General features: G+C 63.6%; 24 protein-coding genes. 5 read left to right on the forward strand and 19 right to left on the reverse strand.

Going from position 1 to position 25,872, the window contains the following annotated elements; all coding sequences use genetic code 11:
- Positions 1–90: 90 nt before the first annotated feature.
- From EOC83_RS12980 to EOC83_RS13010, 7 genes are all read right to left on the reverse strand, one after another.
- Positions 91–819 carry an ABC transporter ATP-binding protein gene (locus EOC83_RS12980; protein WP_013529095.1) on the reverse strand — a complete coding sequence of 243 codons (729 nt, stop codon included), beginning with the start codon at positions 817–819 and terminating at the stop codon, positions 91–93.
- The gene (locus tag EOC83_RS12985) at positions 819–2,375 is read right to left on the reverse strand and encodes an ATP-binding cassette domain-containing protein (protein ID WP_013529094.1); all 1,557 of its coding nucleotides are present in this window, start codon (positions 2,373–2,375) and stop codon (positions 819–821) included. Before EOC83_RS12985 ends, EOC83_RS12980 begins: the two co-directional genes overlap by 1 nt.
- Complete coding sequence (gene livM / locus EOC83_RS12990; protein ID WP_013529093.1) at positions 2,375–3,970, reverse strand: high-affinity branched-chain amino acid ABC transporter permease LivM; 1,596 nt, start codon at positions 3,968–3,970, stop codon at positions 2,375–2,377. Before livM ends, EOC83_RS12985 begins: the two co-directional genes overlap by 1 nt.
- A 4-nt stretch (positions 3,971–3,974) precedes the next feature.
- The gene (locus tag EOC83_RS12995) at positions 3,975–4,877 is read right to left on the reverse strand and encodes a branched-chain amino acid ABC transporter permease (protein WP_013529092.1); all 903 of its coding nucleotides are present in this window, start codon (positions 4,875–4,877) and stop codon (positions 3,975–3,977) included.
- A gap of 334 nt (positions 4,878–5,211) precedes the next feature.
- Complete coding sequence (locus EOC83_RS13000; RefSeq protein ID WP_013529091.1) at positions 5,212–6,213, reverse strand: 4-hydroxyproline epimerase; 1,002 nt, start codon at positions 6,211–6,213, stop codon at positions 5,212–5,214.
- 32 nt (positions 6,214–6,245) lie between these two features.
- Positions 6,246–7,478 (reverse strand): FAD-binding oxidoreductase, encoded by a 1,233-nt coding sequence (locus EOC83_RS13005; RefSeq protein WP_082826562.1) that lies wholly within the window; start codon positions 7,476–7,478, stop codon positions 6,246–6,248.
- Positions 7,479–7,626: 148 nt separating this feature from the next.
- Positions 7,627–8,520, reverse strand: a complete 894-nt coding sequence (locus EOC83_RS13010; protein ID WP_024502892.1) for a dihydrodipicolinate synthase family protein — start codon at positions 8,518–8,520, stop codon at positions 7,627–7,629.
- Between the two features lie 69 nt (positions 8,521–8,589).
- On the opposite strand from EOC83_RS13010, the gene EOC83_RS13015 reads away from it, so the two are divergent.
- A complete protein-coding gene (locus tag EOC83_RS13015; RefSeq protein WP_050596296.1) occupies positions 8,590–9,282 on the forward strand; it encodes a GntR family transcriptional regulator in 693 nt (230 codons plus the stop codon).
- A 52-nt stretch (positions 9,283–9,334) separates the two neighbouring features.
- On the opposite strand, the gene EOC83_RS13020 is transcribed toward EOC83_RS13015, so the two are convergent.
- Both EOC83_RS13020 and EOC83_RS13025 read right to left on the reverse strand, forming a co-directional pair.
- Complete coding sequence (locus EOC83_RS13020) at positions 9,335–9,634, reverse strand: hypothetical protein (protein WP_024502890.1); 300 nt, start codon at positions 9,632–9,634, stop codon at positions 9,335–9,337.
- 217 nt (positions 9,635–9,851) lie between these two features.
- The gene (locus tag EOC83_RS13025; RefSeq protein ID WP_013529086.1) at positions 9,852–11,348 is read right to left on the reverse strand and encodes a CoA-acylating methylmalonate-semialdehyde dehydrogenase; all 1,497 of its coding nucleotides are present in this window, start codon (positions 11,346–11,348) and stop codon (positions 9,852–9,854) included.
- A 217-nt stretch (positions 11,349–11,565) separates the two neighbouring features.
- On the opposite strand from EOC83_RS13025, the gene EOC83_RS13030 reads away from it, so the two are divergent.
- The 3 genes from EOC83_RS13030 to EOC83_RS13040 all read left to right on the forward strand — a co-directional run bounded on the left by EOC83_RS13030 (position 11,566) and on the right by EOC83_RS13040 (position 15,260).
- A complete protein-coding gene (locus EOC83_RS13030; RefSeq protein ID WP_013529085.1) occupies positions 11,566–12,447 on the forward strand; it encodes a LysR family transcriptional regulator in 882 nt (293 codons plus the stop codon).
- A 216-nt stretch (positions 12,448–12,663) separates the two neighbouring features.
- Positions 12,664–13,107 (forward strand): hypothetical protein, encoded by a 444-nt coding sequence (locus tag EOC83_RS13035; RefSeq protein WP_063170362.1) that lies wholly within the window; start codon positions 12,664–12,666, stop codon positions 13,105–13,107.
- Entirely contained in the window at positions 13,104–15,260 is a 2,157-nt protein-coding gene (locus EOC83_RS13040; protein ID WP_063169213.1) for a phospholipase D-like domain-containing protein, read from the forward strand. The genes EOC83_RS13035 and EOC83_RS13040 overlap by 4 nt, the downstream gene beginning before the upstream one ends.
- A 4-nt stretch (positions 15,261–15,264) precedes the next feature.
- Here EOC83_RS13040 and EOC83_RS13045 read toward each other — a convergent pair whose 3' ends face one another.
- The 10 genes from EOC83_RS13045 to rsfS form a co-directional block, all read right to left on the reverse strand.
- On the reverse strand, positions 15,265–16,521 hold the full coding sequence (locus EOC83_RS13045) for a D-amino acid dehydrogenase (RefSeq protein WP_013529082.1): 1,257 nt from the start codon (positions 16,519–16,521) through the stop codon (positions 15,265–15,267).
- A gap of 119 nt (positions 16,522–16,640) precedes the next feature.
- Entirely contained in the window at positions 16,641–17,195 is a 555-nt protein-coding gene (locus tag EOC83_RS13050) for a nucleoside-diphosphate kinase (protein ID WP_082826563.1), read from the reverse strand.
- A 2-nt stretch (positions 17,196–17,197) separates the two neighbouring features.
- Positions 17,198–17,620 (reverse strand): nucleoside diphosphate kinase regulator, encoded by a 423-nt coding sequence (gene rnk / locus EOC83_RS13055; RefSeq protein WP_027162554.1) that lies wholly within the window; start codon positions 17,618–17,620, stop codon positions 17,198–17,200.
- Positions 17,621–17,894: 274 nt separating this feature from the next.
- On the reverse strand, positions 17,895–19,034 hold the full coding sequence (gene alr, locus EOC83_RS13060) for an alanine racemase (RefSeq protein WP_063169214.1): 1,140 nt from the start codon (positions 19,032–19,034) through the stop codon (positions 17,895–17,897).
- Positions 19,035–19,144: 110 nt separating this feature from the next.
- A complete protein-coding gene (locus EOC83_RS13065; RefSeq protein ID WP_013529078.1) occupies positions 19,145–19,666 on the reverse strand; it encodes an RNA pyrophosphohydrolase in 522 nt (173 codons plus the stop codon).
- Between the two features lie 30 nt (positions 19,667–19,696).
- On the reverse strand, positions 19,697–20,875 hold the full coding sequence (locus EOC83_RS13070; RefSeq protein ID WP_063169215.1) for a divergent polysaccharide deacetylase family protein: 1,179 nt from the start codon (positions 20,873–20,875) through the stop codon (positions 19,697–19,699).
- Between the two features lie 212 nt (positions 20,876–21,087).
- Positions 21,088–22,419 (reverse strand): S41 family peptidase, encoded by a 1,332-nt coding sequence (locus EOC83_RS13075; protein ID WP_024502881.1) that lies wholly within the window; start codon positions 22,417–22,419, stop codon positions 21,088–21,090.
- Complete coding sequence (locus EOC83_RS13080; protein WP_024502880.1) at positions 22,420–23,757, reverse strand: murein hydrolase activator EnvC; 1,338 nt, start codon at positions 23,755–23,757, stop codon at positions 22,420–22,422.
- Between the two features lie 124 nt (positions 23,758–23,881).
- A complete protein-coding gene (rlmH, locus tag EOC83_RS13085; protein ID WP_013529074.1) occupies positions 23,882–24,364 on the reverse strand; it encodes a 23S rRNA (pseudouridine(1915)-N(3))-methyltransferase RlmH in 483 nt (160 codons plus the stop codon).
- 27 nt (positions 24,365–24,391) lie between these two features.
- Positions 24,392–24,769 (reverse strand): ribosome silencing factor, encoded by a 378-nt coding sequence (gene rsfS / locus EOC83_RS13090; RefSeq protein WP_013529073.1) that lies wholly within the window; start codon positions 24,767–24,769, stop codon positions 24,392–24,394.
- A 242-nt stretch (positions 24,770–25,011) separates the two neighbouring features.
- Here rsfS and EOC83_RS13095 point away from each other — a divergent pair, with 242 nt between their 5' ends.
- Positions 25,012–25,863 carry a mechanosensitive ion channel domain-containing protein gene (locus tag EOC83_RS13095; protein WP_013529072.1) on the forward strand — a complete coding sequence of 284 codons (852 nt, stop codon included), beginning with the start codon at positions 25,012–25,014 and terminating at the stop codon, positions 25,861–25,863.
- Positions 25,864–25,872: the final 9 nt, after the last annotated feature.

Here is a 25,872-nt window from a genome sequence, read left to right on the forward strand (position 1 = left end):
ATCCCGAAAGTTGCGGACTTTCCGGACAAAGATCATGCGACAAACAAACAATCTGGAGCGGAATAGCGGTGCACGCATTCCGCTTCGAACTCAGTGGTGTCCGCCCTCGAGATAGGCGGCGCGCACTTCCGGATTGGCGAGCAGTTCCTTGCCGGTGCCGCTCATCGTCACATTGCCGTTGACCATGACGTAGCCGCGCGTGGCGAGCTTGAGCGCGCCGAAGGCGTTCTGCTCGACCAGGAACACGGTCAGCCCCTGGGTGCGGTTCAGTTCGCGGATGGCGTCGAAGATCTGTTTGACGATCAGCGGCGCGAGACCCAGCGACGGCTCGTCGAGCAAAAGCAGCTTCGGCCGTGCCATCAGCGCGCGTCCGATCGACAGCATCTGCTGCTCACCGCCCGACAGCGTGCCACCGCGCTGGGTGATGCGCTCCTTCAAACGCGGGAACAGCGTGAACACCTTCTCGACGTCCTCGTCATAGTGCTTGAGGTTGTCGAGGCTGGCGCCCATCTGCAGGTTTTCCATCACCGTCATGCGCGGAAAGATCCGCCGGCCCTCGGGCGATTGGGCAATGCGCATGCGCGCGATCTCGTGCGTCGGCATCTGGGTTATGTCGGTGCCGGCAAAGGTGATAGTCCCGGCGCGAGCCCGCGGCGCACCGAAAATAGTCATCATCAGCGTCGACTTGCCGGCGCCATTGGCACCGATCAGCGCCACGATCTCACCCTGCTTGACGGTGACATCGACGCCGTTCAGCGCCCGGATGTTGCCGTAATAGGTCTGCACGCCCTTGATATCGAGCAGCGTTGTCGCGGCCATCACTTGCCCCCTCCACGCTTGCCCGCCACGGGCTTGGCAGCGGTCTTGCTCGCGGTCTTTCCGGAGGCTGCCTTTGCAGTCTTTGCGGAAGCATGGCTCGTCGCCACCTTGCCCGCATCCACGCGGCGCGAAAATTCCGTGTCCCTGCCCTGGCCGAGCAGCCTAGCCTGTTTGACCCATTCCTCGCGCGCGATACGTCCGTCAAAAGCAAGATAGGCTTCGGCGGCCTCGACGTCGGCCTTTTTCCAGGCGCCGATCTGGTCGAAGTGGAAGATGCCGTGGTCGTTGAGCTTCTTCTCGTTGACCGTACCGATGCCCTTTATGCGGGTCAAATTGTCGGCCTTGCCGCCGCGAGGCGCAGCCAGCCGGTTGGAGATCTCTCCAGTCTTCGCCGCAGGCTTGGCGGATGCGGTCGACTTCGCCGCCGTGCCGGTTGCCGCCTTCGACGTCGCTTTCGGAGCAGGCTTTGCCTTCGCCGGCGGCACGGCTGCCTGCGAGGCTGCCTTGTTTGCCGCGGCGAGCGACCTGGCGTCGACCTGACCGGCCTTTGACGCTCCCTTGGCCACCGTAACCCGCTCGCCCGAACTATGGCCGACCGTGTCGGTCACCGGCCCGGCGAGATAGGACGACGATGTTCCCGGACCGTGCGCGGCATCCGGCCCCGTATCGAGCTGTTCGATGACATCTTCGTCGCCGACTTCGGTAAGGACCGCTTCGACTTCCTCGTCGTCGACGCCGAGATAGGCGGCGATGACGCGCGGATCGGTGCGCACCGACTGCGGACTGCCGTCGGAGATCTTGCGGCCATACTCCAGCACCACGACATGGTCGGAGATCTGCATGACCACCGACATGTCGTGCTCGATCAACAGGATCGAGGCGCCGGATGTGTTCTTGATGTCGATCAGCAGCTCGTTGAGCGCCGCCGATTCCTTCGGATTGAGGCCGGCCGCCGGCTCGTCGAGGCACAGAAGCTCGGGTCCCGTGCACATGGCGCGAGCGATCTCGAGACGGCGCTGCGCGCCATAGGGCAGGTCGCCGGCCGGGTCGTCGGCACGGTCGACAAGATCGGCCTTTTCCAGCCAATGCTTGGCGAGCTCCACCGATTCGGCCGAGGCCTTGCGATAGCCGCTGAAGCCGAACAGGCCAAGCACCGTGTAGCCCGATGCCTTCATCAGTTTGTTGTGCTGGGCGACCAGCAGGTTCTCCAGCAGGGTCATGCCGGAGAACAGGCGGATGTTCTGGAAGGTGCGCGCCACCTTGGCGCGCGCCGGGATTTCATGGTTGGGCAGCCGCTCGAGCAGGAAGGTCGAACCATCGTTCCGGTTGAGCGTGATCATGCCTTCCGAGGGCTTGTAGAAGCCGGTGATGCAATTGAACACCGTGGTCTTGCCGGCGCCGTTGGGGCCGATCAGCGCGGTGATCTCGCCGCGCTTGGCGGCGAAAGACAGATCCCCGATGGCCACCAGGCCACCGAACTTCATCGACAGATGATCGACCTGAAGGATAGCGTCGTTCATGCCCGAAGCGGCTTTCTGAACAGGGTTCGCATTCATCAGCCGTGTCCTTCCTTGGTGAAGGAGCTTGAGACGGCCTTTCGCTCCTTCAGGAAGGCGGTTGGTTCACGACTGCCGACGAAGCCGCGCGGCTTCCACAGCATGACGATGACCATGGCCATGCCGAACAGCAGCATGCGGTAGAGTTCCGGTGTGAAGTCCGGTCCGAAGACCTGCTTGAGGAAGTCGAGTTCGCGCAACGCCTCGGTGCCGCCGATCATCACCATTGCGGCGACCGCTATGCCGACCAGCGAGCCCATGCCACCGAGAACCACGATGGCCAGGATGATGGCCGATTCCAGGAAGACGAAGGATTCCGGGCTGACGAAGCCCTGCCGTGCGGCGAAGAATGCGCCGGCGAAGCCGCCGAACATCGCACCCGTGGCAAAGGCCGTAAGCTTCGTGGTGGTGGTGTTGATGCCGAGCGAGCGGCAGGCGATCTCGTCCTCGCGCAACGCTTCCCAGGCACGGCCGACCGGCATGCGCCGCAGCCGGATGGTGACGAAGGCTGTCAGCAGCGCCAGCGCCAGGATCAGGTAATAGAGGAAGATCTTGTAGTAGGCGCTCGATGTCGCCAGATGCAGCACCTTGGCGACGTAATTGGGGTCCGACACGTTGAAGGTCATCAGGCCGAAGAAGGTGACCTTCGGGATGCCGGAAATACCGGCTGAACCGTTGGTGACTTCCCGCCAGTTGATCAGCACCAGGCGGATGATCTCACCGAAAGCCAAGGTGACGATCGCCAGGTAATCGCCGCGCAGGCGCAGCACCGGGAAACCGAGCAGCACGCCCCAGAAGGCGGCCATGGCGCCGGCGGCCGGCAAAAGGATCCAGAACGACAGGCCGTACTGCGTGCCGAGCAGCGCATAGGCATAGGCGCCGACCGCGTAGAAGGCGACATAACCGAGGTCGAGCAGGCCGGCGAGGCCAACGACGATGTTCAGGCCCCAGGCCAGCATCACATAGATCAGGATCTGGATGCCGAAATTGTCGACCCATTTCAGCGAGCCTTGCAGTCCGCCGACGAACGACCAGGACATCAGCGACAGGATCGCCACCACCAGGATCGGATAGAGGATCAGCGCGGCAATGCCGAGTTTGGTGAAGTTGGCATGAATGAAGCCGCGGAAATAATAGATCACGCAGGCCAGCACATAGATGACCGACAAGGCGCGCAGGAACTGCAGATAGCCCGCCGGCTCCGCTCCCACCCATCCGACGAGAGAGCTGTTGACCGCAAACAACACCACCGCCGCGACCAAGGCCACGATGAAGGCCGGCAACTGGAAGAAGCGTGACGCCACGCTGGCCGGCAGCAGGCCGGTGGCGACGTCGGTGATCTTCTGGTTGGCCAGGAAGGGCTGTCCATAGGCGACATAGAGGAAGCGCCCGACAGCCGTGGCGATAACCACGGCGGCAAGCAGGCCCCAGCGTGTCGTCAGGACCAGTTCATTGGAAATGTTCTGGCCGGTCTTCAGGCCGATGAACAGCACGAACAGGCCAAACGATATGGCAGCGGCATAGAGCGCCTCACGCAATGCGCGCTGCATGGGGGTGGCGACGGTGTCGCGCTCCGGAGATACGGTGACGGCCATAGTCTCAGACCTTTTCGACTTCTGGCCGGCCCAATATGCCGGAAGGCAGGAAGATCAGCACGATGGCCAGGATCGAGAACGCCGCGACATCCTTGTAGTCGATCGAGAAATAGGCCGACCACATGCTCTCGATGAAGCCGATCATCAACCCGCCGACCACCGCGCCCGGCAGCGAACCGATGCCGCCCAGCACCGCCGCCGTGAAGGCTTTCACGCCCGGCGTGAAACCATCCGAGAAGGCAATGACGCCGTAATACATCAGGAACAAAGTGCCGGCGACCGCGGCAAGGGCCGCACCCATGATGAAGGTGATCGAGATGGTACGGTCGACATCGATGCCGAGCAGCGCCGCCATCTTGCGGTCCTGCTCACAGGCCCGTTGCGCTCGTCCAAGCGAGGTCTTGTTGACCAGATACCAGAACAGCGCCAGCAGCAGCGCCGTGACGACGACGATGATGATCTGCTTCAGCGACACGCTGATGCCGTTGATGTTGTAAACCTGGCTGACCATCGGCGGGATCGGCTTGTTGCGGGGACCCTGCGTCACCTGGACGAAGTTCGACAGCGCGATCGACATGCCGATGGCAGTGATCAGCGGGGCCAGTCGGAACGAACCGCGCAGCGGCCGGTAGGCCACCTTTTCGATCGTCCAGTTGTAGAGGCTGGTGAGCAGCATCGCCACGATCATCATGATCAGCAGCGCCAGCACAACCGGCACGGAATAGAACAGCGCGCCAAGGGCGAGGAAGACGATCAGTGCCGTGAAGGCACCCACCATGAAGATGTCGCCATGGGCGAAATTGATCATACCGATGATGCCGTAGACCATCGTGTAGCCGATCGCGATCAGCCCATAGATCGATCCCAGCGTCAGCCCGTTGATAAGCTGCTGGACAAAGTACTGCATGTGTACATGGCTCCCCTGGAATGTCGCCCATGCAGACGCATTCCTTTTCGTATTTCCCCTAGTCGTAAAGTTTCGAGCCCGGATTGCAACGTCATTTTTCAATCGTCATGCGTGTTTTCGAAGCACGCCGCCCGATTGCCCGTTTTCCATCATCCGACCCCTGGACTATCGCGGACCCTACCATTGGCATAACGCAATGTCTTTGACGATTCGACCGCATCATGCGCCCCGTTTCGAAGAAATCGCCGTCAAAATTAGGTGATGAAAGGAATCCTTGCGTTTTTGGCACGATCCATTTTTCAGGTCGTTGCTTTCCGCAAGGTCAGGATTCCCATCACTTGACAACAAACCCGTGCGCGAACGGGTCGCGGTCGTCGATGAAGATGGTGTTCAGTCCGGTCATGCGCGCCCAGCCGCCGATCGAGGGAATGATGGCCGGCTTGCCGGCCACGCTGACATCCTTTTCGACCTTGCCCTTGAACAGCGAACCGATGATCGATTCATGCACGAAGCTGTCTCCGGCCTTGAGTTTGCCCTTGGCATGAAGCTGCGCCATGCGCGCCGAGGTGCCGGTGCCGCAGGGCGAGCGGTCGATCGCCTTGTCGCCGTAGAACACGGCATTGCGGGCATCCGCCCCATCCACCGTCGGCGCACCGGTCCACAGCATGTGCGACAGCCGGTTGATGCCAGGATTTTCCGGATGCACGAAGGAATATTTCTCGTTGAGCCGCTGCCGCACCACCGGGCTCCAGGCGATGAAGTCGCCCGCCGAATGATCGGCCATGTCGCGATAGTTCTCCTGCGGTTCGACGATGGCGTAGAAGTTGCCGCCATAGGCGACGTCGACGGTGATTTCACCGAGCCCAGGGCATTCGACCGTCAGCCCCTCGGCATGGAGGAAGGATGGCACATTGGTGATGCGCACCTCCTCGACATAGTCGCCGACCTGCTTGTATTCGGCGACGACCAGCCCGGCCGGCGTGTCGAGCCTGAGCACGCCCGGCGTCTTTGGTTTGATCAGTCCGTGCTCGATGGCCATCGTCACCGTACCGATCGTGCCATGGCCGCACATCGGCAGGCAGCCGGAGGTTTCGATGAACAGGATGGCGATGTCGCAATCCTCGCGCGTCGGCGGATAGAGAATCGAACCGGACATCACGTCGTGGCCGCGCGGCTCGAACATCAACCCGGTGCGGATCCAGTCATATTCGGCCAGAAAATGCGCACGCCGCTCCATCATCGTCGCGCCCTGCAACAGCGGGCCGCCGCCGGCGACCAGCCGCACAGGATTGCCGCAGGTGTGGCCGTCTATGCAGAAGAAGGATTTCTTGGCCATGACGCTCCTCGAAAATCAAAAACCCGAAAAAATCAAAATCGTTGCGGACTGAAGGGGGCCAGATCGATCGGCGGAGTCTGCCCCAGGACAAGATCCCTGATCAACCGTCCGGTGGCCGCCGCCTGGGTCAGGCCGAGATGGCCATGGCCGAAGGCATAGACCACCGACCGCTTTCCCGGCGCGCCGCCGATGACGGGCACTGAATCCGGCAGCGAGGGGCGGAACCCCATCCATTCGCGCCCGCCCGAGGGATCGAGCCCCGGCAGGAATTTCTGTGCCTTCTGCAGCAGCGCCTTCGACCTGGCATAATTGGGCGGCCGTTCGATGCCGCCGAGTTCGACGGCGCCGCCGACGCGCAGACCCGTTTCGAGCGGCGTGACGACGAAACCATGGCCGGAGAAGATCAGCATCCGCTTCACGTCGAAGGCACTCGTGGGCAAGGTGGTGTTGTAGCCGCGCTCGGTCTCCAGCGGAATGCGATCGCCGAGTTGCTTAGCCAGCAGATGCGACCAGGCGCCGGCGGCGACGACGAGGTGCCGGGCCTCTCTGGTCGTGCCGTCTGCCAACGTCAGCGTCGCTCCATCCTGATCCGCCGCGACTTGGCTGATCCGGACCAGCTCAAAGCGAGCGCCCTTGGCCTGCGCATAGGTCCACACCGCTTTGCCCAGCAGTTTCGGGTCGGCGACCGTCTTCCATCCCGGCACGAACGTGCCTTTGATGAAGCGCGGCGACAGGCCCGGCTGCAAGGCGGCCAGTTCCTCGCCCTCGACGTGGCGGAAACCGATGCCGAAACGCTTACGCGCCGCCCAGCCGGGCAGCCCGGCCTGAAATTCGGCTTCGCTTTCGTAAAGCTCGAGCGAGCCATCCTCGCGCAGCATCGACCGCGTGCCGGAGCGATCGAGCAAGCCCATCCACTCCGCCTCGGCAAGCTTCATCATGCCTGCTTGAGCGGCAAGGCTCGCCTCGTATTTCCCCGGCGCACCGGCGCGCCAGAAGCGGATCAGCCAGGGCAGAAGCGTCGGCAGGTAGGCGGGCGGGATGCTGAGCGGGCCGAGCGGATCGGCCAGCCATTTCGGCAGCTGCCGCATCATGCCCTTGTGCGCCAGCGGCAGCACGTCGGAGAAGGCGAAGGCGGCGGCATTGCCCGAGCTCGTCACCTCGCAAATGCCTGTGCGATCGAAGACGGTGACCCTGCGTCCCGCCTCAGCGAGAGAAGCAGCGGCACAGATACCGATGATGCCGCCACCGACGATGGCTATGTCCAACCCTTCTCCCCGTTCACGGGGAGAAGGCGCCCGAAGGGCGGATGAGGGGCTGCGCCCCGCTTCTGTCGACTTGGAATTTCCTTGCACGTGGGCGCTGCCCCTTATCTGGCTGCCACCATCTTCTCCCTGCGAACAGGAAGAAGAAGCCTCAGAACTGCGGCAGTGTCGGCCGCACCGCGAGCGCATCCTTGACGATCTTCTCGACGGACTTGCGGCGATCGCCAGACAGCGGCTGTCGCGGCATGCGAACGCGGTCATTTGTGTTGATCGCGAACACTTCGGCAAGCTTGATGTTTTGGACCAGATAGGTCGAGACGTCGAGATCGAGCAGCGGCCGGAACCAGCGGTAGATGCCGAGCGCCTCTTCGCGGCGACCCTGCTTCATCAGCTGGTAGATGGCGACCGTCTCGCGCGGGAACGCGGTGACCAGTCCGGCCACCCAACCGATGGCGCCGACCGACAGCGCCTCGAAGGCCAGATTGTCGACGCCGGTGAACAGGTCGTAGCGAGTGCCCAGGCGATTGATGATCTCGGTCGAACGACGGATGTCGTCGGAGGATTCCTTGATCGCGACAAAGCGCTCGTCCGACGCCAGCTCCTCCATCTGGTCGACGCTGACGTCGACGCGGTAGGCAAGCCGGTTGGAGTAGATCATGACCGGCAGGTCGCCAGCCTGCGCGACCGCGCGCAGCGCCGCGACCGTCTCTTCCGCATTGGTGTGGTAGATCGGGCTCGGCACGACCATCAGGCCGTTGGCGCCTTCCCGGCTCGCGCGCTTGGCGATGCTGGCGGCCTCGCGTGTGCCGGCCTCGTTGACCGTCAGCAGCACCGGCTTCTTGCCGGCGACCTTTTGTGCGGTCTTCAGCACCTCGATCTTCTCATCGGGCGACAGCATCGGCCCCTCGCCGAGCGATCCGCAAACGATGATGCCGTCGCAGCCAGCTTCCATCTGCAGGTTGAAGCAGCGCTCCATCTCGGCATGATCGAGGCGATCATCCGCGGTGAATTTGGTCGTGACGGCAGGAAAAACTCCGGTCCACATGATCATCTCTCCATCTGATATATCACTGGTATATCTATTAACAAACCCGCTGTCAATGCGGAATCCGTTATGATATATTCAAGATATATCAGGAGAGCGCATTTGATATCCACGGCAGCAAGCACCTCGGCGGAGCCGGCCGCGACCAGGGCCTACCATGTGCTCGAGCACATGATCGTCACGCTCGAACTGGCCCCGGCAAGCTTCGTCACCGAGGGCGCCCTGATCGACAGGCTCGGGCTTGGCAGGACACCGGTGCGCGAGGCGATCCAGCGGCTGGCCTGGGAAGGGCTGCTCGACATCAGGCCGCGCGCAGGCATCGCCATCGCCCCGCTGCATCCCGGCGACTGGCTGCGCGTGCTCGACGCGCGTCGCGGCGTCGAGGTGGTGCTGGCCCGCTCGGCCGCCCGCTTCGTCACCCGCGAGGCCGCCGACCTGTTTCACGAAGCAGCGCTTGCCATGCAGAAAGCGGTGATCTCGGGCAACGTGCTTGCCTTCATTCAGGCCGACAAGGCACTTGACGAAGCGTTGGCACTGGCTGCCGACAATCCCTTCGCCGCCCGTTTGGCCGCCCCGTTGCAGACCCACAGCCGCCGCTTCTGGTTCCGCTACAAGGCCGAGACCGGTCTTGCCGAATCCGCCGAGCACCATGTCGCGCTGATCCGCTCGATCCTTGCCGGCGACGAGGAGGCCGCGGCCAAGGATGCCAAACGCCTGATGGCGCTGCTGCGCGGCCACGCCGAAACGGCGGCGACGCGCTGAGCGTCTTTTAATCCGATGCGCTTTCGTCGCCGGTGCTTCCTCGAAGCTCGGATCACGTCCCTGGCAAGGCAGCCGCCGCCATCAACGAACCGTCCCAGCCTTCGCCCGCCGTGATGACGCAGCTCTGACCATGCGTGTCGGTGGCAAGGATCGTCCAGGTGCCCTGGTCGGAGACGAATATCTCAAGAATGACGCTCGGGTTGACCAGGCCGCGCGCAGCCTCGCTTTCGTGGAATTTTTCCCCGAGCGCTTTGATCATATCCGCACGGGCTGCGCATTGCTCCGCCATCGCCGGGACGGCGGCAAACGCGGAAACCGCCGCGAAAAATAGCGTTGCCACAAGACGGGTCATCTGACACCTCCTTGCGCCAGACGATGTCCCCGAAGCTGTCGCCAGCGCCGTTGCTTGATCTGCCGTACCTCCTTGCGGCAGGACTGCAAACCAAGACGGCAGATGCCCACTTGGTTCCATCACATTAGCGTTCACGCAGATAGGGTCGTCGCCGGACTGCAAAAAAGCCCGGGCGCGAGCGCCCGGGCCTCAAATTCAAAATCAATCTGTTGTCCGGTCAGTTCATCGTCGGGATGACGAATTCGGCACCGTCCTTGATCCCGGACGGCCAGCGCGAGGTCACCGTCTTGGTCTTGGTGTAGAAACGGAACGCGTCCGGGCCGTGCTGGTTGAGGTCGCCGAAGGAAGACGCCTTCCAACCGCCGAAGGTGTAGTAGGCGATCGGCACCGGGATCGGCACATTGATGCCGACCATGCCGACCTGGACACGGCTTGCGAAATCGCGCGCGGCATCGCCGTCACGAGTGAAGATGGCGACGCCATTGCCCATCTCGTGGTCGTTGGCGAGCTTGATCGCGCTCTCATAGGTCGGCGCGCGCACAACCGACAGCACCGGCCCAAAGATCTCTTCCTTGTAGATGCGCATGTCCGCGGTGACGTTGTCGAACAGGCAGCCGCCCATATAGTAGCCGTCTTCATAGCCCTGCATGGAGAAGCCGCGGCCGTCGACGACCAGCTTGGCGCCTTCCTTGACGCCGGTGTCGACATAGCCCTTGACCCGCTCCAGGGCTTGGCGCGTCACCAGCGGGCCGAAATCGGCGGAAGAGTCGGTCGAAGGACCGACCTTCAGGCTTTCGACGCGCGGGATCAGCTTTTCCATCAGCCGGTTGGCGGTGTCGTTGCCGACCGGGACGGCAACCGAGATCGCCATGCAGCGTTCGCCGGCCGAGCCGTAGCCGGCGCCGATCAGCGCGTCGACCGTCTGGTCCATGTCGGCATCGGGCATGATGATCATGTGGTTCTTGGCGCCGCCGAAGCACTGCACGCGCTTGCCGGCGGCCGTGCCGCGCGAATAGATGTAGTGGGCGATCGGCGTCGAGCCGACAAAGCCGATGGCCTTGATGTCGGGATCGTCGAGGATGGCGTCGACCACGTCCTTGTCGCCATTGACGACATTGAGGATGCCCGCCGGCAGGCCAGCTTCGAGGAACAGTTCGGCGATGCGCATCGGCACGCCCGGATCGCGCTCCGAAGGCTTCAGGATGAAGGCGTTGCCGCAGGCGATGGCCGGCGCGATCTTCCACAGCGGGATCATTGCCGGGAAGTTGAACGGCGTGATGCCGGCGACGACGCCGAGCGGCTGGCGCATCGAATAGACGTCGATGCCGGGGCCGGCGCCGTCGGTGAATTCACCCTTCATCATGTGTGGCGCGCCGATGCAGACTTCGACCACTTCGAGGCCGCGCTGGATGTCGCCCTTGGCGTCGGCGATCGTCTTGCCGTGCTCGCGCGCCAGGATGTCGGCCAGTTCGTCATAGTCGCGGGCGACCAGTTCGAGAAACTTCATCAGCACGCGCACGCGACGCTGCGGGTTGGTTGCGGCCCATTTCGGCTGCGCAGCCTTGGCGTTCTCCACCGCAGCGCGCAGTTCCGCCTGTGATGCCAGCGCCACCGTGCCGCGCACGGAGCCGTCCATCGGCTGCATGACATCCTGCTTGCGGCCGCTGGTCCCGGCGACGTGCTTGCCGCCGATGAAATGACCATAGTCGATCATGATTTCTCTCCCTTGTTTGTGATGCTGCATTGTCCGCCTTTGGCCGGCGGATGGCAACGCGACGGAGAACGCAACCGTTGTGCGGAAAGTAGATAGCGGTTGACGGACGAGCATCAATTCTCGCAAATGCGAGACCCCGTCTGATAGCAGCAGGGATTGAGAGATTGAGTTTCCACCACAGGACGCGGCGTCAGCGATTGTCATCTGGACCATCCCCATGAACTGGGATGACGTCCGCATCTTCCTTGCCGTGGCGCGTGCCGGCCAGATCCTTGGCGCCGCCAAACGGCTGGAGCTCAACCACGCCACCGTCTCACGCCGCATCGCCGCACTCGAGGATGCGCTTCGGACAAAGCTGTTTCGCCGGCTGACCACCGGCAGCGAGCTGACTCCCGCCGGCGAGCGCTTCCTCGACATTGCCGAGCGCATGGAGGGCGACATGATCGCCGCGCGCTCGACCATATCAGGCGAAGGCGACGATGTTTCCGGCACGGTGCGCATCGGCGCCCCGGACGGTTTTGGCGTTGCCTTCCTGGCCAAACGCCTTGGCGCGCTGACCGCCCTGCACCGCGAACTGACGATCCAGCTTGTGCCGGTGCCGCGCTCCTTCTCCCTGTCGCGCCGCGAGGCGGACATCGCCATCACTGTCGAGCGGCCGACCGAAGGCCGGCTGGTGGCGGGAAAGCTGGTCGACTATTCGCTCGGCCTGTTTGCCTCGCGCGCTTATGTCGATGCCAATGGTCTGCCCAAAACAGCGGCCGAACTCGGCCAGCACACCCTTATCGGCTATGTGCCGGATCTCATTGTCAGCCCTTCGCTCGACTACGCGGCCGAATTCAGCGCGGACTGGCGCACCAGTTTCGCCATCTCCTCGGCGCTCGGCCAGGCCGAAGCAGTGCGCTCGGGCGCCGGCATCGGCATCCTGCACACCTTCGTCGCCCGCTCGATGCCGGAACTCGTGCCGGTCGATGTCGTGGCACCCATCCGCCGCGCCTACTGGCTGGTCTATCACGAATCGGTCAGGCCACTGCGCCGCGTCCAGATCGTCGCCAGCTTCATCACCAAGATGGTGGAGCGGGAGCGGAACCTGTTCGTCTGAGGCATGTCGCCCAAAACTGATCTCGGTTTTGGGCGAACGACATGCATAAACTAAGACGCTAAAGCGCATCGCATGAATCCGATCAAACGCGATACGCTTTGGCCGTGCCGCCTTTTCCTTGCCACAAAACCGGCCAGTGTGGCATCAGGCGTGCGGTCGCCGGCCACGGGCAGGTCGCCGGGTGGGGAACCTTTCAGAAAGCTGGCGCGGATAGACATGCGAGCCGTTCTTGCCATCCTGCCGCTGCTTTTCGTTTCCGCTTGCGCCAATCCGTGGACGAAGGTCCCGGAGGCCGAACTGCCCAAACCGATCCGCTACGCCATGGCGCGGCCTTCGCCTTTCGTCTTCGGCAATTATTGCGGCCCCGGCACCCGCACCGGCGATCTGTCGGCCCGGCCGGTCGACCGCCTCGACGCGGCCTGCCAGACGCATGACGCCTGTTACATCGCCCGCCACAACCATTGCGACTGCGACGGCGCCCTGGTCGCCTCGGCGAAAGCGATCCGTGACGACAACGCAACGCCGCGCAAGATGCGCGGCGAGGCCGAACTGCTGATCGCCACCTTCGCCATTCCCGTCTGCAAGGTCTTCCCGCAGGGCTTCATGCCGCCGCGCGATCCGGCGCAATTGAGCGCCCTGAAGACCGGAGCGGCCGGGTGAAGGGTCGCGCATTCATCGCCGTTGTTCTGTTCGGGCTGGCTGTCCTTGCCGGCTGTGCCGGTACTGGTCGCAATGCCTGCGATCTCCTGCAAGGCCAGAGCGCTTGCGCGCGACCCGCGCTCTCCGCGGAGACAGCTGGGCCGCGGATCGCCGCCGCGCAGTTTTTCGGCGACGCCGGCACCAGCGACTACGAAAAACGCTTCCTGGCGCTGCTCGCCCGCCATCAGCTTGGCGCCATGGACCGCGCCAACGGCACCGGCCCTTTCGGCCACGACCGCCATGAGATCGCCAACAGCGATTTCCAGGCGACCTACCGGACGCTGCAAAAACTGGCCGGGCCGGTTGCCGAAACGCATCTGCCGCCGGCCGACGCCAACAGCGGCGAGGGTCATTTTGACGGACGCTGGCGGGTGTCGCGACAGACGCTCTACATCGATGCGGCGGCGCGGCCTTCGGCGCCCAAGACCTTCGATTTCTCCGGCCTGCAAGCGCGCAGCGTCGAGATCGTGCTGCGCCAGGCCGGCAAGCAACCGGCCGACATCGAAGGCGTCTGCGACGGCACGCTGGCGATCCGTGCCGGCGGCGCTTCACGCACCATCGCCACGGGCACGGCATTTCGCTTTCGCCTGTCCGGCGAGGACGATACGGTCAGCCTGTTTCCAAGTGACGGCCTGAACCGCTGCGCGGCAAGAATCCGCTCCAGCCTTGCTCCGGCCGGCGCGCCGCTCACCATCCGACGCGAAGAGACCGCCGATCCGGCGCTTGCCGCTTTCGACAGTCGCTACGAGCGTTGCCCGACGCCAGACCCAACCGGCCTCGATCCTCTCAGCCGCGCCTTCTATGCCAGCCGTTGGCTGTCGCAGACCTGTGCCTTGCCGATCGGAAAGCCGCGCCTGCTGCGCAAATCGCGCGACGGCTTCAACGCCAAGGTCGAGGCGCTGATGGGAGCGCCGCTGTCCGACAGCGCCATCGACAAGGGCGACCCGGAGCTGCCGCTCGACTTCTCCAGGGCCCCAAAACTGAAGCTGATCTATCTGTCATCCCTGGAGTTCAAGGCCGACTTCTCCGGCCGCATCATCGAACGGCTGATCCGTCATCATGCAGCCCTCGGCACCAAGGTGCGCATCCTGGTCACCGACGTGCTGGAGCGCGACAAGGACGACGCCATGCTGCATCGGCTGGCGGCCGAATTCCCCAATGTCGGGCTGCAGGAATATCGCTGGCGGGCGGACCGGGGCGCGCCGATCGACGAGCAGATTTCACAATTGCACAAGGTCCATCACGTCAAGATGCTGGCGACGCTTGCCGACGATCCACGGCGGTCGCGCGCCATCATCGGCGGCCGCAACATCCATGACGGCTTCCTGTTCCACCAGCCGATCGATCTGTCGCGCTATCCAGACCTTGAGCAATACGGCAAGACCGACGGGTTGTCGCTGAACTACTATTCGAACTGGAGCGACTTCGACATCGAGTTCGCCGATCCGGCCACGGTCGAGACCCTTGCCGCGCATCTTTCGACAGTGTGGCTGCGCGACGCCGACACCAATCTGGCGCGCCCCTTCTCCATTCCGGTCCGGTCCGACGGCGCCCGTCCTTCAGGCACGGCACGACACTTCATTTCGGTGCCTTACGAGGATGGCCATGCGCTGGAGGACTATTTCGTCGAGTTGGTCGACGCCGCCCAGCACCATATCCAGATCGTTAATCCCTACCTCAACCTGACGCCCAAGCTTGCCCAGGCTGTTGACCGGGCGCTCGCCCGCGGCGTCAGGATCGACATTGTCGGCCGCATCGATCTCAAGGGCGATATCGGCGGCAAGTTTCTCACCGCGCTCAACAAGCTGTTTGTCGAGAAATATGGCGATCGCATCAACATCCGCGAGTTCAAGGCGCCTGACGTGGTGCTGCATTCCAAGATCATGATGATCGACGAAAGGCTGGTCGCCATCTCGTCGGTCAACCTCAACAACCGCAGCTTCTTCCACGACAGTGAGAACGGCATGATGGTGCTCGATCCGGCCTTCTACACCAGGATGAAGCCGATCTATGACGACTATGTCGCCCACTCCAAACCGGTCGCCACCAATGTGACGATCCCGTGGGCCTACCGGCTGCTTTTCGACGAGGACTGGGTCCGGCAGGCGTTCTGACTCTCTAGCGCAGATAGCGCTCCTGCGCGAGGTCGCGGACGTCGATGTCAGGCACCCGGTTGGAGATGATGTCGGCCAGCACCTTGCCCGAGCCGCAAGCCATGGTCCAGCCGAGCGTGCCGTGGCCGGTGTTGAGATAGAGATTGGAAAGCTCGGTGCGGCCGATCAGCGGCGGACCATCCGGCGTCATCGGCCGCAGCCCGCACCAGAACGTCGCGTCCCGCATCGCGCCGGCGCCAGGAAAGAGATCGCCGACCGAGTGTTCCAGCGTGCGCCGCCGCGATTCGTGCAGCCTGAGGTCGAAGCCGGAAATCTCGGCCGTACCGCCAACCCGGATGCGGTCGCCAAGCCGGGTGATCGCCACCTTGTAGGTCTCGTCCATCACCGTCGAGACCGGCGCCGCCGCCGCGTCCTTGATCGGCACGGTGATCGAATAGCCCTTGACCGGATAGACCGGGATCGGCCGCTTCACTCGGCGCATGAAACCCGCCGAATAACTGCCCAGCGCCATCACATAGGCGTCGGCGGTCTTCCAGCCCTTGCTGGTGCTGAGATTGGCAATGCGGTTGCGGCTGCGGATGACGCGCCAGATCGTCACGTCGTACTCGAACTTGACGCCACGGGCCACACAGAGTTCGGCCAGCCTGTCGGTGAACATCTTGCAGTCGCCGGTCTCGTCGTGCGGCAGCCTGAGGCCGCCGACGAACTTTTCGCGCACCCCGGCAAGGCCAGGCTCAGCCGCGATGCAACCGTCCTGGTCGAGGATCTCGTAAGGCACGCCATACTTCTTCAGCACCTCGACATCGCCGCCGGTGCCGTCAAGCTGCTTTTGCGTCCGGAACAGCTGCAGCGTGCCCTGGGTCCGCTCGTCATAGGCGATGCCGGTCGCTTCGCGCAGCGCCTTGAGCGTATCGCGGCTGTATTCGGCCAGCGGCACCATGCGCGCCTTGTTGATCGCATAGCGCTCGGCCGTGCAGTTGCGCAGCATCTTGATGAGCCATGTCCACATATGCGGATCGAAGGCCGGCCGCACCACCAGCGGGCCATGCTTCATCAGCAGCCATTTGATCGCCTTCAGCGGAATGCCGGGCCCGGCCCAGGGCGAGGCGTAGCCGGGCGAAATTTCGCCGGCATTGGCGAAGCTGGTTTCCAGCGCCGGGCCTTTCTGGCGGTCGAGAACCGTCACCTCGTGGCCGGCCTCGGCGAGAAAGTACGCCGTGGTCACTCCGATGACGCCGCCGCCCAGCACCATGATCTTCATCGTTTACTCCTTGCCGCGTCGCACGCCCTTGAGGACGCCTGGACGCGGCGCATTCCGATTTGCGCATGATCCCCGGCGAAAATCGATGCCGATTTTCGAGATCATGCAGTGTTGCCTGTTCACGCCGCCGCAGGACCGGGGTCGTCGTCCCCTGTCTGCCGCATTCCGGCCCTTTCGCCAAGGGGCCGCCAATCGGCTGCGGCGCTGTAGACGAGGGTGAGCCCATGCGGCCGTCGCGCCTCGGCCTGGGATTTCTCCCTGACGGCACGCCGCGCGGCCTCCGGCTGGTAGAGCACGGTCGCGATCAGGACCGACTCCCGCCTGCCGTCGGCCTGTTCGATCCATGCAGTCTGGCCCTCGGCCATGCCGAGCATGCAAAGCCCCCGCCTTGTCATGATCGACAGGCTGGAGCCGACCGGGCCGCGCACCTCATTCTGCACCAGGGTCCGGGTCTGGGCGGGGCCGGCATCGACACGGAATACCAGCCTGCTGTTCAGCGTCACGATATCGGATCCGACCGAATCCATCGCGACGACCTCGGCCTTGGAAAGCTTGTCTTCAAGCATTGGAACAATCGGATCCGCGAAAGCCCGCCGACGCTCCAACATGATTTCGAGGACGGCGAAGTCCTTTGTCGTCAGCTGGAAATTCGCGCCTGTCATCACCGTCTCCATGATCAGGCCCCCTCCCGCCCGCAGGCCGGCGTATCGACCACTTCGATGGTCGCCGACAGTTCCCGGCCGCCACGGCTGCTCCAGCACACCGTCTGCCCAGCGGTCGCGCCGATGAGCGCCGTCCCCATCGGCGTCAGCACCGAGATCCTGTTTTCACTGATGTCTGCTTCGCCGGGATAGACCAGCGTGACGCGCTGGATGTTGCCGCCATCGTTGCGGATTGTTACCGCCGAGCCCATCCGCACGACATTGGCCGGCATGGAAGCCGCTGCCGTGACAACGGCACGGTCCATCTCCGAAAGCAATTCTTCGGCCGTCTCGGGCACGCGGTCGAGCGACGCCCGCGCCAGGCCCGTCAGCCTATGATGGTCGGCATCGGTGACCAGAAGCCGGCTCGGTGGACGCAATCCTGTTGCATGTTGCATGGCAAACCTCATGACTTGGCGCATCGAACAGACGCGCGCCTGCCGCCGCGCAAACGGTGGCTTGATGAAAAACCGGCAGCCGCGAAGCTGTCTGGCTCGGGAATGATAATGTCAGGTAGAAATGCCCCGGTTCGGACGGACGCCAAAAGGCGACCGCGCCGGGGCTACGATCCCGCGATCGGGCAGACCCTGAACAAGGTTCTGATATAAGCTGGGTTGCTCATGCATGGAGCCTTGCCGACAGGCGTCCGCTTGTCAAGCGCGGCCAAACCGCTCAACCGCCGACATAGCGCCGATGGAAGCGCGGACCGAGGCTGGTCAGGATCTCGTAGCCGATGGTGCCGGCATGGCCGGCGGCGTCATCGACGCTTTGCGAGGGACCGAGCAGTTCGACCAGATCACCCTCGCGCAGCCTGCCGGCCGGCAGGGCGGAAATGTCGAGAATGATCGAATCCATCGACACCCGCCCGACGAAAGGTAGCCGCACGCCCTCGAACCAGGCGGCGGACGCGGCGCGGCGTTGCCAGCCATCAGCGTAGCCGAACGAAATCGTCGCCAGCCTGAGCGGGCCTTGCGCATGATAGCTGTGGCCATAGCCGACGCCGGCGCCCTTTTCGACGCTGCGCGTCTGTGCCACCTTTGCCTGCAGCCGCACCACCGGCAGCATCGGATTGGACTTTGGCGGCGTCGGATTGATGCCGTAGAGGGCGGCACCGGGGCGGGCGAGATCGTAGTGAAAGGACGGCCCAAGAAAGATGCCGGAGGAATTGGCCAGCGACGCCGGCGCCTTCGGCAACATTGCGCGCAGCCGCTCGAACACCGACCGCTGCTTCTCATTGGCCGGATGCTCCGGCTCGTCGGCGCAGGCCAGATGGCTCATCACGTAACGGATGTCGATGCCGTCGAAAGCCTGCGGATCGGCGGCGATGCGATCCACATCCCGAGGCGCCATGCCGAGCCGCGACATGCCGCTGTCGACCTGGACCGCGGCCGGCAGTTTTCGGCCGGCGCGGCGGGCCGCAGCACGCCAGGCTGCCAGTTGCTCGTGGCTGTTGATAACAGCGCAAAGGTTTGCTGCCACGGCGTCCGGCTCGGCACCGGGCGGAATGCCGTTCAACACGAAAATGGCAGGGCCGGCCCCAAGCGAGCGGCGCAGGGCGACGCCTTCGCCCAGAAGCGCAACGAAGAAGATATCGCAGCCTTCGCGCAGCAGTGCCGCCCCGACCTGGCCGGCGCCAAGGCCGTAGCCGTCCGCCTTGAGCACACCAGCGCAGGCAACATCGCCCAACCGCGCCTTCAGCCGCCGGTAGTTTTCACGGATTGCACCGAGATCGATGGTGAGGATGGCCCCAGCCGCCACTTCGCTCGTGGCGGTGACCTCTTCTGGCGGCGATTTTTGGAGGGCGTCGTTCATGGCGACCGTTCTTGTGGTGGATGGGTTAGTCAGTAGTCAGTAGTCAGTAGAATTTGGCGCGGACCGCAACAGAACATTCAACCCTACTCCCCTACTCCCCTACTCCCCTACTATCGCACCAGATGCCGGAACGCCGCCACCACATCCTCATAGACATGGCGCTTGAACGGCACGATCAGGTCGGGAAGGTCCTGCATCGGCCGCCATGCCCATTTGTCGAACTCGGCGGTGTGGCCACCCGGCGGCGGATTGATCTGGATCTCGCTGACATCGCCGTGGAAGCGAAAGGCGAACCATTTCTGCGTCTGGCCGCGATACCGGCCCTTGAAGGCGATGCCGACGAGATGCTCCGGCAAATCATAGTTGATCCAGTCCGGCGCCTCGGCCAGTAGCGAGACGCCGCGCATGCCGGTCTCCTCATAGAGCTCGCGCTCGGCCGCCTGCAGGGGCTCCTCGCCCTCGTCGATGCCGCCTTGTGGCATCTGCCAGAGCTGCGTCGTGCCGGCAAATTCGCTGTCCGGTTCGGCAATGCGGTGCCCGACCCAGACCAGGCCCTCGGCATTGAGGATCATCAGCCCGACGCAGGGTCGGTAAGGCAGCGTTTCGCGGTCGATTTTGTTCGTCTTTGGCATCAGTCACTCTTTCCAGCCGTCTTCCGAGGGCTAGCCTTTTTGCGGATCGATAGCCACCGCTGAAATCGGCACGATCTCGATGCCGCGCTTCTTGGCCTCGACCACCCAGGATGACACGGTATCGACCGTCAGGTCGAAGGCCGAACCGATGCCGACGGCAGTGCCTTTGGCCCGCGCGGTCGCCTCCAGGCTGTCGAGCTTCTTCAGGATTTCGCCGCGATCCTGCACGGCATCAATCGCCATGTCGCCGGCGACGAAGGGCACGCCGTCCTTCAGCGCCAGATCCGGCGCCAGACTGCGCGCCGACGAGCCGTCATCGATATAGGCGAGGCCGCGTTTGCCGAGCTCGGCGATGAACGGCTCCATCGCCGCCGCGTCAGCGGAAAAGCGGGCGCCCATATAGTTCATGACGCCGGTATAGTTGGTCGTCCGCGACAGCGCCCAGTGCAGGCTCTTCAGGTTCTCGTCCGCGCTCGCCGCCACCGTCAGCGTGTTGCGTCCCGGATTGACCTTGGGATAATCGAACGGTTCGAGCGGCACCTGCATGACGATCTCGTGGCCGCTCTGCCTGGCTGCCTGCATCCAGCGGCCGATGCTGTTGCCTTGCGGCGCGAAGGCCAGCGTCACTTCCGCCGGCAGCTTGGCGATGGCCGCCTGGGTGCCGGTCTGCGAAACCGAAAGTCCACCGATGACGATCGCCACCCGTGCGCCGCGCCCGCCCGACCAGGGCCGCGCATAGACGTCGAACGGCCGCCTGCCATCGGCGGCGCGCACCGGCAACGGCCCGGTCTCGCTGGCCTCGATCAGCGCCTTGTCTGGAATATGCGCGACCTTCAGGTTCTGGCCGACGGTCGACGGGTCGCGAATGACGATCGCTGCCTTGGGCGGCCCATCGCCCTCCTCCGTCTGCACATGGATGATCTGCGGCCCACCTGATTTGACCGGCGCCTCCGGCTTCGGTGCCGCCGGGGCCAATGCAGGCGGCGCGGCGGCAGGTTCGGCCGCCGCGGTCACTTTCGGCGTTGAAACGGCAACCTGTTGCGGCTTACGAAACGGCTTTTCCCTGAGCGCGATCGCGCCGGAGATGCCTGCCACCACCAGCACGGCCACTGTCGCCATGATCGCACCGCCGCTGAGCTTGCCGGCGGCGCGCGGCGGCCGGACTGCCTGTCCGAGCGGGCGTTCGATGTCCTTGCCGATATCAGTCAAGCGTAATCCCCGGGCGCATGGCTCCGAAGGCGAAGCCACTTCGAAACGGCATGCGCGAATTCATCAATCCCGGCGCACCCCCGCGCCATGCCTTGGGAGCTTTGCCTCGCCCCCGAATCAAACTGCCGGAACCTTTCGGTCCCGGCAGCATCGCATTGCTTCCATCATGCTCAAACAGAAAGATGGAGCGGCGCGTGCGCCGCTCCAGATCCCTACTGGTTGAGAACCGCCTTTTGCGGATTGGGCGGGAAGGACGGATCGGTCTTCTGGCCACGCAGCAGCTGCTCGGCATAGATGAGCTGCAGATCGTCTTTCGGATCCGGCGGCACATAGGCGGCCGAGCCCGAACCCGTCGTGCTCTCGTCGGCGCCCTTGATATGGCCCTTGAGATCGGATTCGCCACGCGTCAGATCCCTGCCCTGCAGTTCCGGCGGCAGTGGCTGTTCGACCTTGATGTCGGGCGTGATGCCCTTGCCCTGGATCGACTTGCCGGACGGCGTGTAATAGAGCGCCGTCGTCAGCCTGAGCGCACCATTCTCGCCGAGCGGAATGATGGTCTGCACCGAACCCTTGCCGAAGGACTGCGTGCCGACCACCGTGACGCGGCGCAGGTCCTGCAGCGCGCCGGCGACGATTTCCGAGGCACTGGCCGAACCGCCATTGACCAGGACGATCATCGGCTTGCCGTTGATGTCGTCGACCTGCTTGGGCTTGGCGTCGAAGCGGGTGACGTCCTTGGGGTCGCGGCCGCGCGTCGAGACGATCTCGCCGCGGTTGAGGAAGGCATCGGACACGCTCACCGCCTGGTCGAGCAGGCCACCCGGATTGAGGCGGAGATCCAGAACGTAGCCCTTCAGCTTGTCGTCGGGAATCTGCTTCTTGATGGTGTCGATGGCGTTCTCGAGGTCGTCGTAGGTCTTTTCGGTGAAGGAGGTGATCTTCATGTAGCCGATGTCGTTCTCGACCCGGAACTTGACCGCCTTGACCTTGATGATGTCGCGCACGACCGTCAGTTCGATCGGCTTGTCGGCGCCCTGGCGCAGGATGGTCAGCTTGATCGGCGTGTTGACCAGGCCGCGCATCTTGTCGACCGCATCGTTGAGGGTCAGGCCGCGAACCTCTTCGCCGTCGATCTTGGCGATGTAGTCGCCGGCCAGCACGCCTGCCTTGGCGGCCGGCGTGTCGTCGATCGGCGTGATCACCTTGACCAGATCGTTCTCCATGGTGACTTCGATGCCGAGGCCGCCGAACTCGCCCTTGGTCTGGACGCGCATATCCTGCGCCTGCTCGGCATTCATGTAGGAGGAGTGCGGGTCAAGCGAAGCCAGCATGCCGTTGATGGCATTCTCGACCAGCGACTTGTCGTCGGGCGGCGTCACATACTGTGCCCGCACGCGCTCGAAGATATCGCCGAAGATCGCCAGTTGCTTGTAGGTCTCCGACCCTGCAGCGTTCGCCGCCGAGCCGGGTGCGCCATAGACCAGGCTCATGGCGGACGCGCCCATCAGCGCACCGGCAAACAGAAGCGACAGTTTCCGCATTATTCACGTCCTTCCAGAAAAACGGTCCGCCCACCATGGGGCCGGATCGACGGGTTTTCCATCCTTGCGGAACTCGACATAGAGTTCCGGCGTGGCATTTCCATTCTTCGAAACCGAGGTGCTCGCCACCCGGGCCTCTCCCATCGCACCGATCGGCTCTCCTGCAAGCACTGATTGACCGGTCGCGACGCTGATTCTGCTCATCCCCGCCAAAACGACATGATAGCCGTCGCCTGCGTTCAGGATCAAGAGTTGACCATAAGAGCGAAACGGCCCCGCATAAAGCACATTTCCATCCGCCGGCGCGGTAACGATGGCTCCCGATTGTGTCGCAACCATGTCGCCTAGCATCACCGCGCCGTTACCGTCGTCGGCGCCGAATCGCCGCTTGATGCGGCCGGTCACCGGCAGTGCGATCTGTCCCTGCAGCGCCGAAAAGGGCACCGCGGCGGCAAGTTGGTTGCTTTCCGGAACGGGCAGCGACGCCAGTTCCGCCGGCGCGGATGTCTTGTCGCCATCCGCCGTCTTCTGCTCAGCGGCCTTGGCGGCATCGGCGGCCTTGCGGCTCTTGTCGGCCTGCGCTTCGAGCGAGGCGATCAACTCTTTCAGGCTGCCGGCCTTGGCCGCCAGCGCTTCGGATCGCTGCTTTTCCGCGGCCATTTGCGTTTGCGTGTCGGCTTCGAGCTTCTGCTTGGCCTCCAGCAGCATGCCGAGCCGCTTCTTTTCCGCCGTCTGGTCGCCGACCGCCGCCGTCAGCCGCGCCCGTTCGGCCTCGATCGACGCCGTAATCCTGGTCTGTTCCTTGAGATCGGCAAGCAGGCTATCGGTCTGCTGGCGCAGTTCCGGCACCACCGCGCCGAGCAGGATGGCGCTGCGCACCGACGACAGCGCGTCCTCGGGCTTGACCAGGATCGCCGGCGGCGGGTTGAGGCCCATGCGCTGCAGCGCGCCCAGCACTTCGGCCAGAACGTCGCGCCGCGCCATCAGCGAGGCGCGGATCTTCTGTTCCTGGCCCTTCAACCCTTCCAGCCTGGCGCCGATGTCCTCGATGTCCTGGCCGAGCTTCTGCTCGGTCATCGCCGACTGGATCAATGCGGCGGTGATCGAGGCGTGATCCTTCTTGATCGTCGCGATGTCGGCGGAGAGCTTGGCCAATCGTTCCGACGACAGCGTGATCTCCTTCGAGACCCGTTCATATTCGGCCCGGCTCTGGTCCGGATCGGGAGCCAGGTCGAGCGTGTTTTCCGCCCGCCCCGCATGCAGCGACAGCACAAGCACCGCCGCCGCGATTCCGCAGCGCGCGCGCCATGAGCCCGTTCTTGATTTTCTGTCTTCAGACATTGAAGCCCGACTCTATGCGTGGCTTCGTTAACGAACAATCAACCATGTTCGAAACCGCCCACTCGATGCAATGTTACGTTGGCATTGGGGCGGAAATCCGGGTGTGTCGCACCAATTCACCGGCTTACGAGCGATGGTAGGGATGTCCCGAAAGGATAGTGGCCACACGATAAAGCTGCTCTCCCAGCATCACGCGCACCAGTTGATGCGGCCATGTCAGCAATCCGAACGACATCACCAGTTCGGCCTGGTCGCGCAGCGACTGATCGTGGCCGTCGGCGCCGCCGATGGCGATGATCAGCGCCTTGCGGCCACCGTCACGCAACAGGCCGAGGCGCCCGGCGAAATCTTCCGAGGAAAAGCTTTTGCCGCGTTCGTCGAGCAGGATCAGGGCGGTGCCGGGCTGCAACTGCGTCTGCAGTTTCTGGCCTTCCTCACGCCGGCGCTCGTTGGCAGTCTGGCCGCGCCCCTCGGCTATTTCGGCAATGCCGCCAAATTCAAGCCCCACCGCCGGGCCGCTCTTGGCGAAGCGCTCGAAATAGCGGTCGGCCAGCAGCTTCTCGGGGCCGGCTTTCATCCGGCCCACGGCATGAACTGATATCTTCATCCTTGCCTTGTAAGCCGCGCGAACGACTTAGTGGAGCGTTTCTTCCTCGAGGTCCGGCGCCTGCCACATCTTTTCGAGATTGTAGAATTCGCGGACTTCGGGGCGGAAGACATGGACGATGATGTCGCCAGAATCGATCAGGACCCAGTCGGCGCCGGACAGCCCCTCGACGCGCGCGGTGCCGAGACCGGCATCCTTGATCGCTTTGAGAAGATGATCGGCGACAGCCGCGACATGACGGTGCGATCGGCCCGAAGCGACGACCATATAGTCGCCGAGGCTCGATTTCCCCTGGATGTCGATGGAGACAATATTTTCGGCCTTGGAGTCTTCCAGACTGGCAAGGACTGTCTTGATGGCGCGGGACACGGCGTCGTCTACGCTGATCCTGGCCGGCGAAGGCATGATATCGGCCTTCTTCCGCAGTGCTGTTCTCAGTGTATTTCCTTTCGCAGCAAGAACAACCAAATCACCCCTTGAAGCAGGTGACACCACTTAGATAGGCAGAGTTCCCTGACAGTTTCAAGACGGGACCCTGCCTCGCACGAACGTATTGTCGCTCCTGTGGTTCCGCCGCACACCGGAAAAGATCGGAACCCTCGCCGTCGGCATGGGTTATCGGCTCACCGACCAACCGGATTTCCCCCATGCCGATCGACCCGCAAAACGCCTTCCTCAGCGTCCAGGCTGGCCTCGCCCAACTGAGCACGCTGATTGTTTCCTACTCCTTCTCGGCCATCGGTGCCGTTATCCTCTTGATCGTCGGTTATATCGTCGCCGGCCTTGCCGAACGTTCGATCTTCGCCGGTCTCGGCCATATCCATGGTTTCGACGCGACGTTGCGGCATTTCTTCTCCAAGATCGTCCGCTATGCCATCCTGATCCTCGTCACCATCATGGTGCTCGGCCAGTTCGGCGTGCAGACGGCCTCGATCATTGCCGCGATCGGTGCCATTGGCCTCGCCATCGGCCTGGCGTTGCAAGGCACGCTGCAGAACATCGCGGCCGGCATCATGCTTCTGGCACTGCGGCCGTTTCGCATCGGCGAGTCCGTCGAGGTCGGTTCGATTGCCGGTACGATCGAGGAGATCGGCCTGTTCGCAACCAAGCTCAGGACGGCCGACGGGGTCTACATATTGGCGCCCAACTCGACGCTGTGGAACCAGCCGGTGCGCAACTTTTCGCGCAACGGGGTGCGCCGCAGCGACATCACGCTGAGCATCGGCTCCTGGAACGACATCGACCGCGCTCAAAAGACATTGCTTGCCATTGCCGCCGCCGAACGGCGGGTCAAGCGTGAGCCGGCACCGATCGCTTTCGTCGCGACATTGGGCGATAGCACCGTTTCGATTGCCTTGCGCTACTGGACATCGTCGGCGGACTTCTTCGCCACCCAGACCGATCTCACCAAGCGCGCCAAGCAGGAATTCGATAGCGAAGGCATATCGATCCCGCTGCCGCCACCGGAAGCCCCGTCGCCGGAAGCCCGTCGACAATAGTCGGGTGGC

The sequence above is a fragment of the Mesorhizobium sp. Primo-A genome, assembly GCF_003997175.1.
Taxonomy (GTDB): domain Bacteria; phylum Pseudomonadota; class Alphaproteobacteria; order Rhizobiales; family Rhizobiaceae; genus Mesorhizobium; species Mesorhizobium ciceri.

What these genes read in the sequence shown, in the direction of transcription:
- EOC83_RS12980 (WP_013529095.1), bottom strand. Translation starts at nt 819, where the DNA reads ATGGCCGCGACAACGCTGCTCGATATCAAGGGCGTGCAGACCTATTAC.
- EOC83_RS12985 (WP_013529094.1), bottom strand. Translation starts at nt 2,375, where the DNA reads ATGAATGCGAACCCTGTTCAGAAAGCCGCTTCGGGCATGAACGACGCT.
- livM (WP_013529093.1), bottom strand. Translation starts at nt 3,970, where the DNA reads ATGGCCGTCACCGTATCTCCGGAGCGCGACACCGTCGCCACCCCCATG.
- EOC83_RS12995 (WP_013529092.1), bottom strand. Translation starts at nt 4,877, where the DNA reads ATGCAGTACTTTGTCCAGCAGCTTATCAACGGGCTGACGCTGGGATCG.
- EOC83_RS13000 (WP_013529091.1), bottom strand. Translation starts at nt 6,213, where the DNA reads ATGGCCAAGAAATCCTTCTTCTGCATAGACGGCCACACCTGCGGCAAT.
- EOC83_RS13010 (WP_024502892.1), bottom strand. Translation starts at nt 8,520, where the DNA reads ATGTGGACCGGAGTTTTTCCTGCCGTCACGACCAAATTCACCGCGGAT.
- EOC83_RS13015 (WP_050596296.1), top strand. Translation starts at nt 8,590, where the DNA reads ATGATATATTCAAGATATATCAGGAGAGCGCATTTGATATCCACGGCA.
- EOC83_RS13020 (WP_024502890.1), bottom strand. Translation starts at nt 9,634, where the DNA reads ATGACCCGTCTTGTGGCAACGCTATTTTTCGCGGCGGTTTCCGCGTTT.
- EOC83_RS13025 (WP_013529086.1), bottom strand. Translation starts at nt 11,348, where the DNA reads ATGATCGACTATGGTCATTTCATCGGCGGCAAGCACGTCGCCGGGACC.
- EOC83_RS13030 (WP_013529085.1), top strand. Translation starts at nt 11,566, where the DNA reads ATGAACTGGGATGACGTCCGCATCTTCCTTGCCGTGGCGCGTGCCGGC.
- EOC83_RS13035 (WP_063170362.1), top strand. Translation starts at nt 12,664, where the DNA reads ATGCGAGCCGTTCTTGCCATCCTGCCGCTGCTTTTCGTTTCCGCTTGC.
- EOC83_RS13045 (WP_013529082.1), bottom strand. Translation starts at nt 16,521, where the DNA reads ATGAAGATCATGGTGCTGGGCGGCGGCGTCATCGGAGTGACCACGGCG.
- EOC83_RS13050 (WP_082826563.1), bottom strand. Translation starts at nt 17,195, where the DNA reads ATGGAGACGGTGATGACAGGCGCGAATTTCCAGCTGACGACAAAGGAC.
- rnk (WP_027162554.1), bottom strand. Translation starts at nt 17,620, where the DNA reads ATGCAACATGCAACAGGATTGCGTCCACCGAGCCGGCTTCTGGTCACC.
- alr (WP_063169214.1), bottom strand. Translation starts at nt 19,034, where the DNA reads ATGAACGACGCCCTCCAAAAATCGCCGCCAGAAGAGGTCACCGCCACG.
- EOC83_RS13065 (WP_013529078.1), bottom strand. Translation starts at nt 19,666, where the DNA reads ATGCCAAAGACGAACAAAATCGACCGCGAAACGCTGCCTTACCGACCC.
- EOC83_RS13080 (WP_024502880.1), bottom strand. Translation starts at nt 23,757, where the DNA reads ATGTCTGAAGACAGAAAATCAAGAACGGGCTCATGGCGCGCGCGCTGC.
- rlmH (WP_013529074.1), bottom strand. Translation starts at nt 24,364, where the DNA reads ATGAAGATATCAGTTCATGCCGTGGGCCGGATGAAAGCCGGCCCCGAG.
- rsfS (WP_013529073.1), bottom strand. Translation starts at nt 24,769, where the DNA reads ATGCCTTCGCCGGCCAGGATCAGCGTAGACGACGCCGTGTCCCGCGCC.
- EOC83_RS13095 (WP_013529072.1), top strand. Translation starts at nt 25,012, where the DNA reads ATGCCGATCGACCCGCAAAACGCCTTCCTCAGCGTCCAGGCTGGCCTC.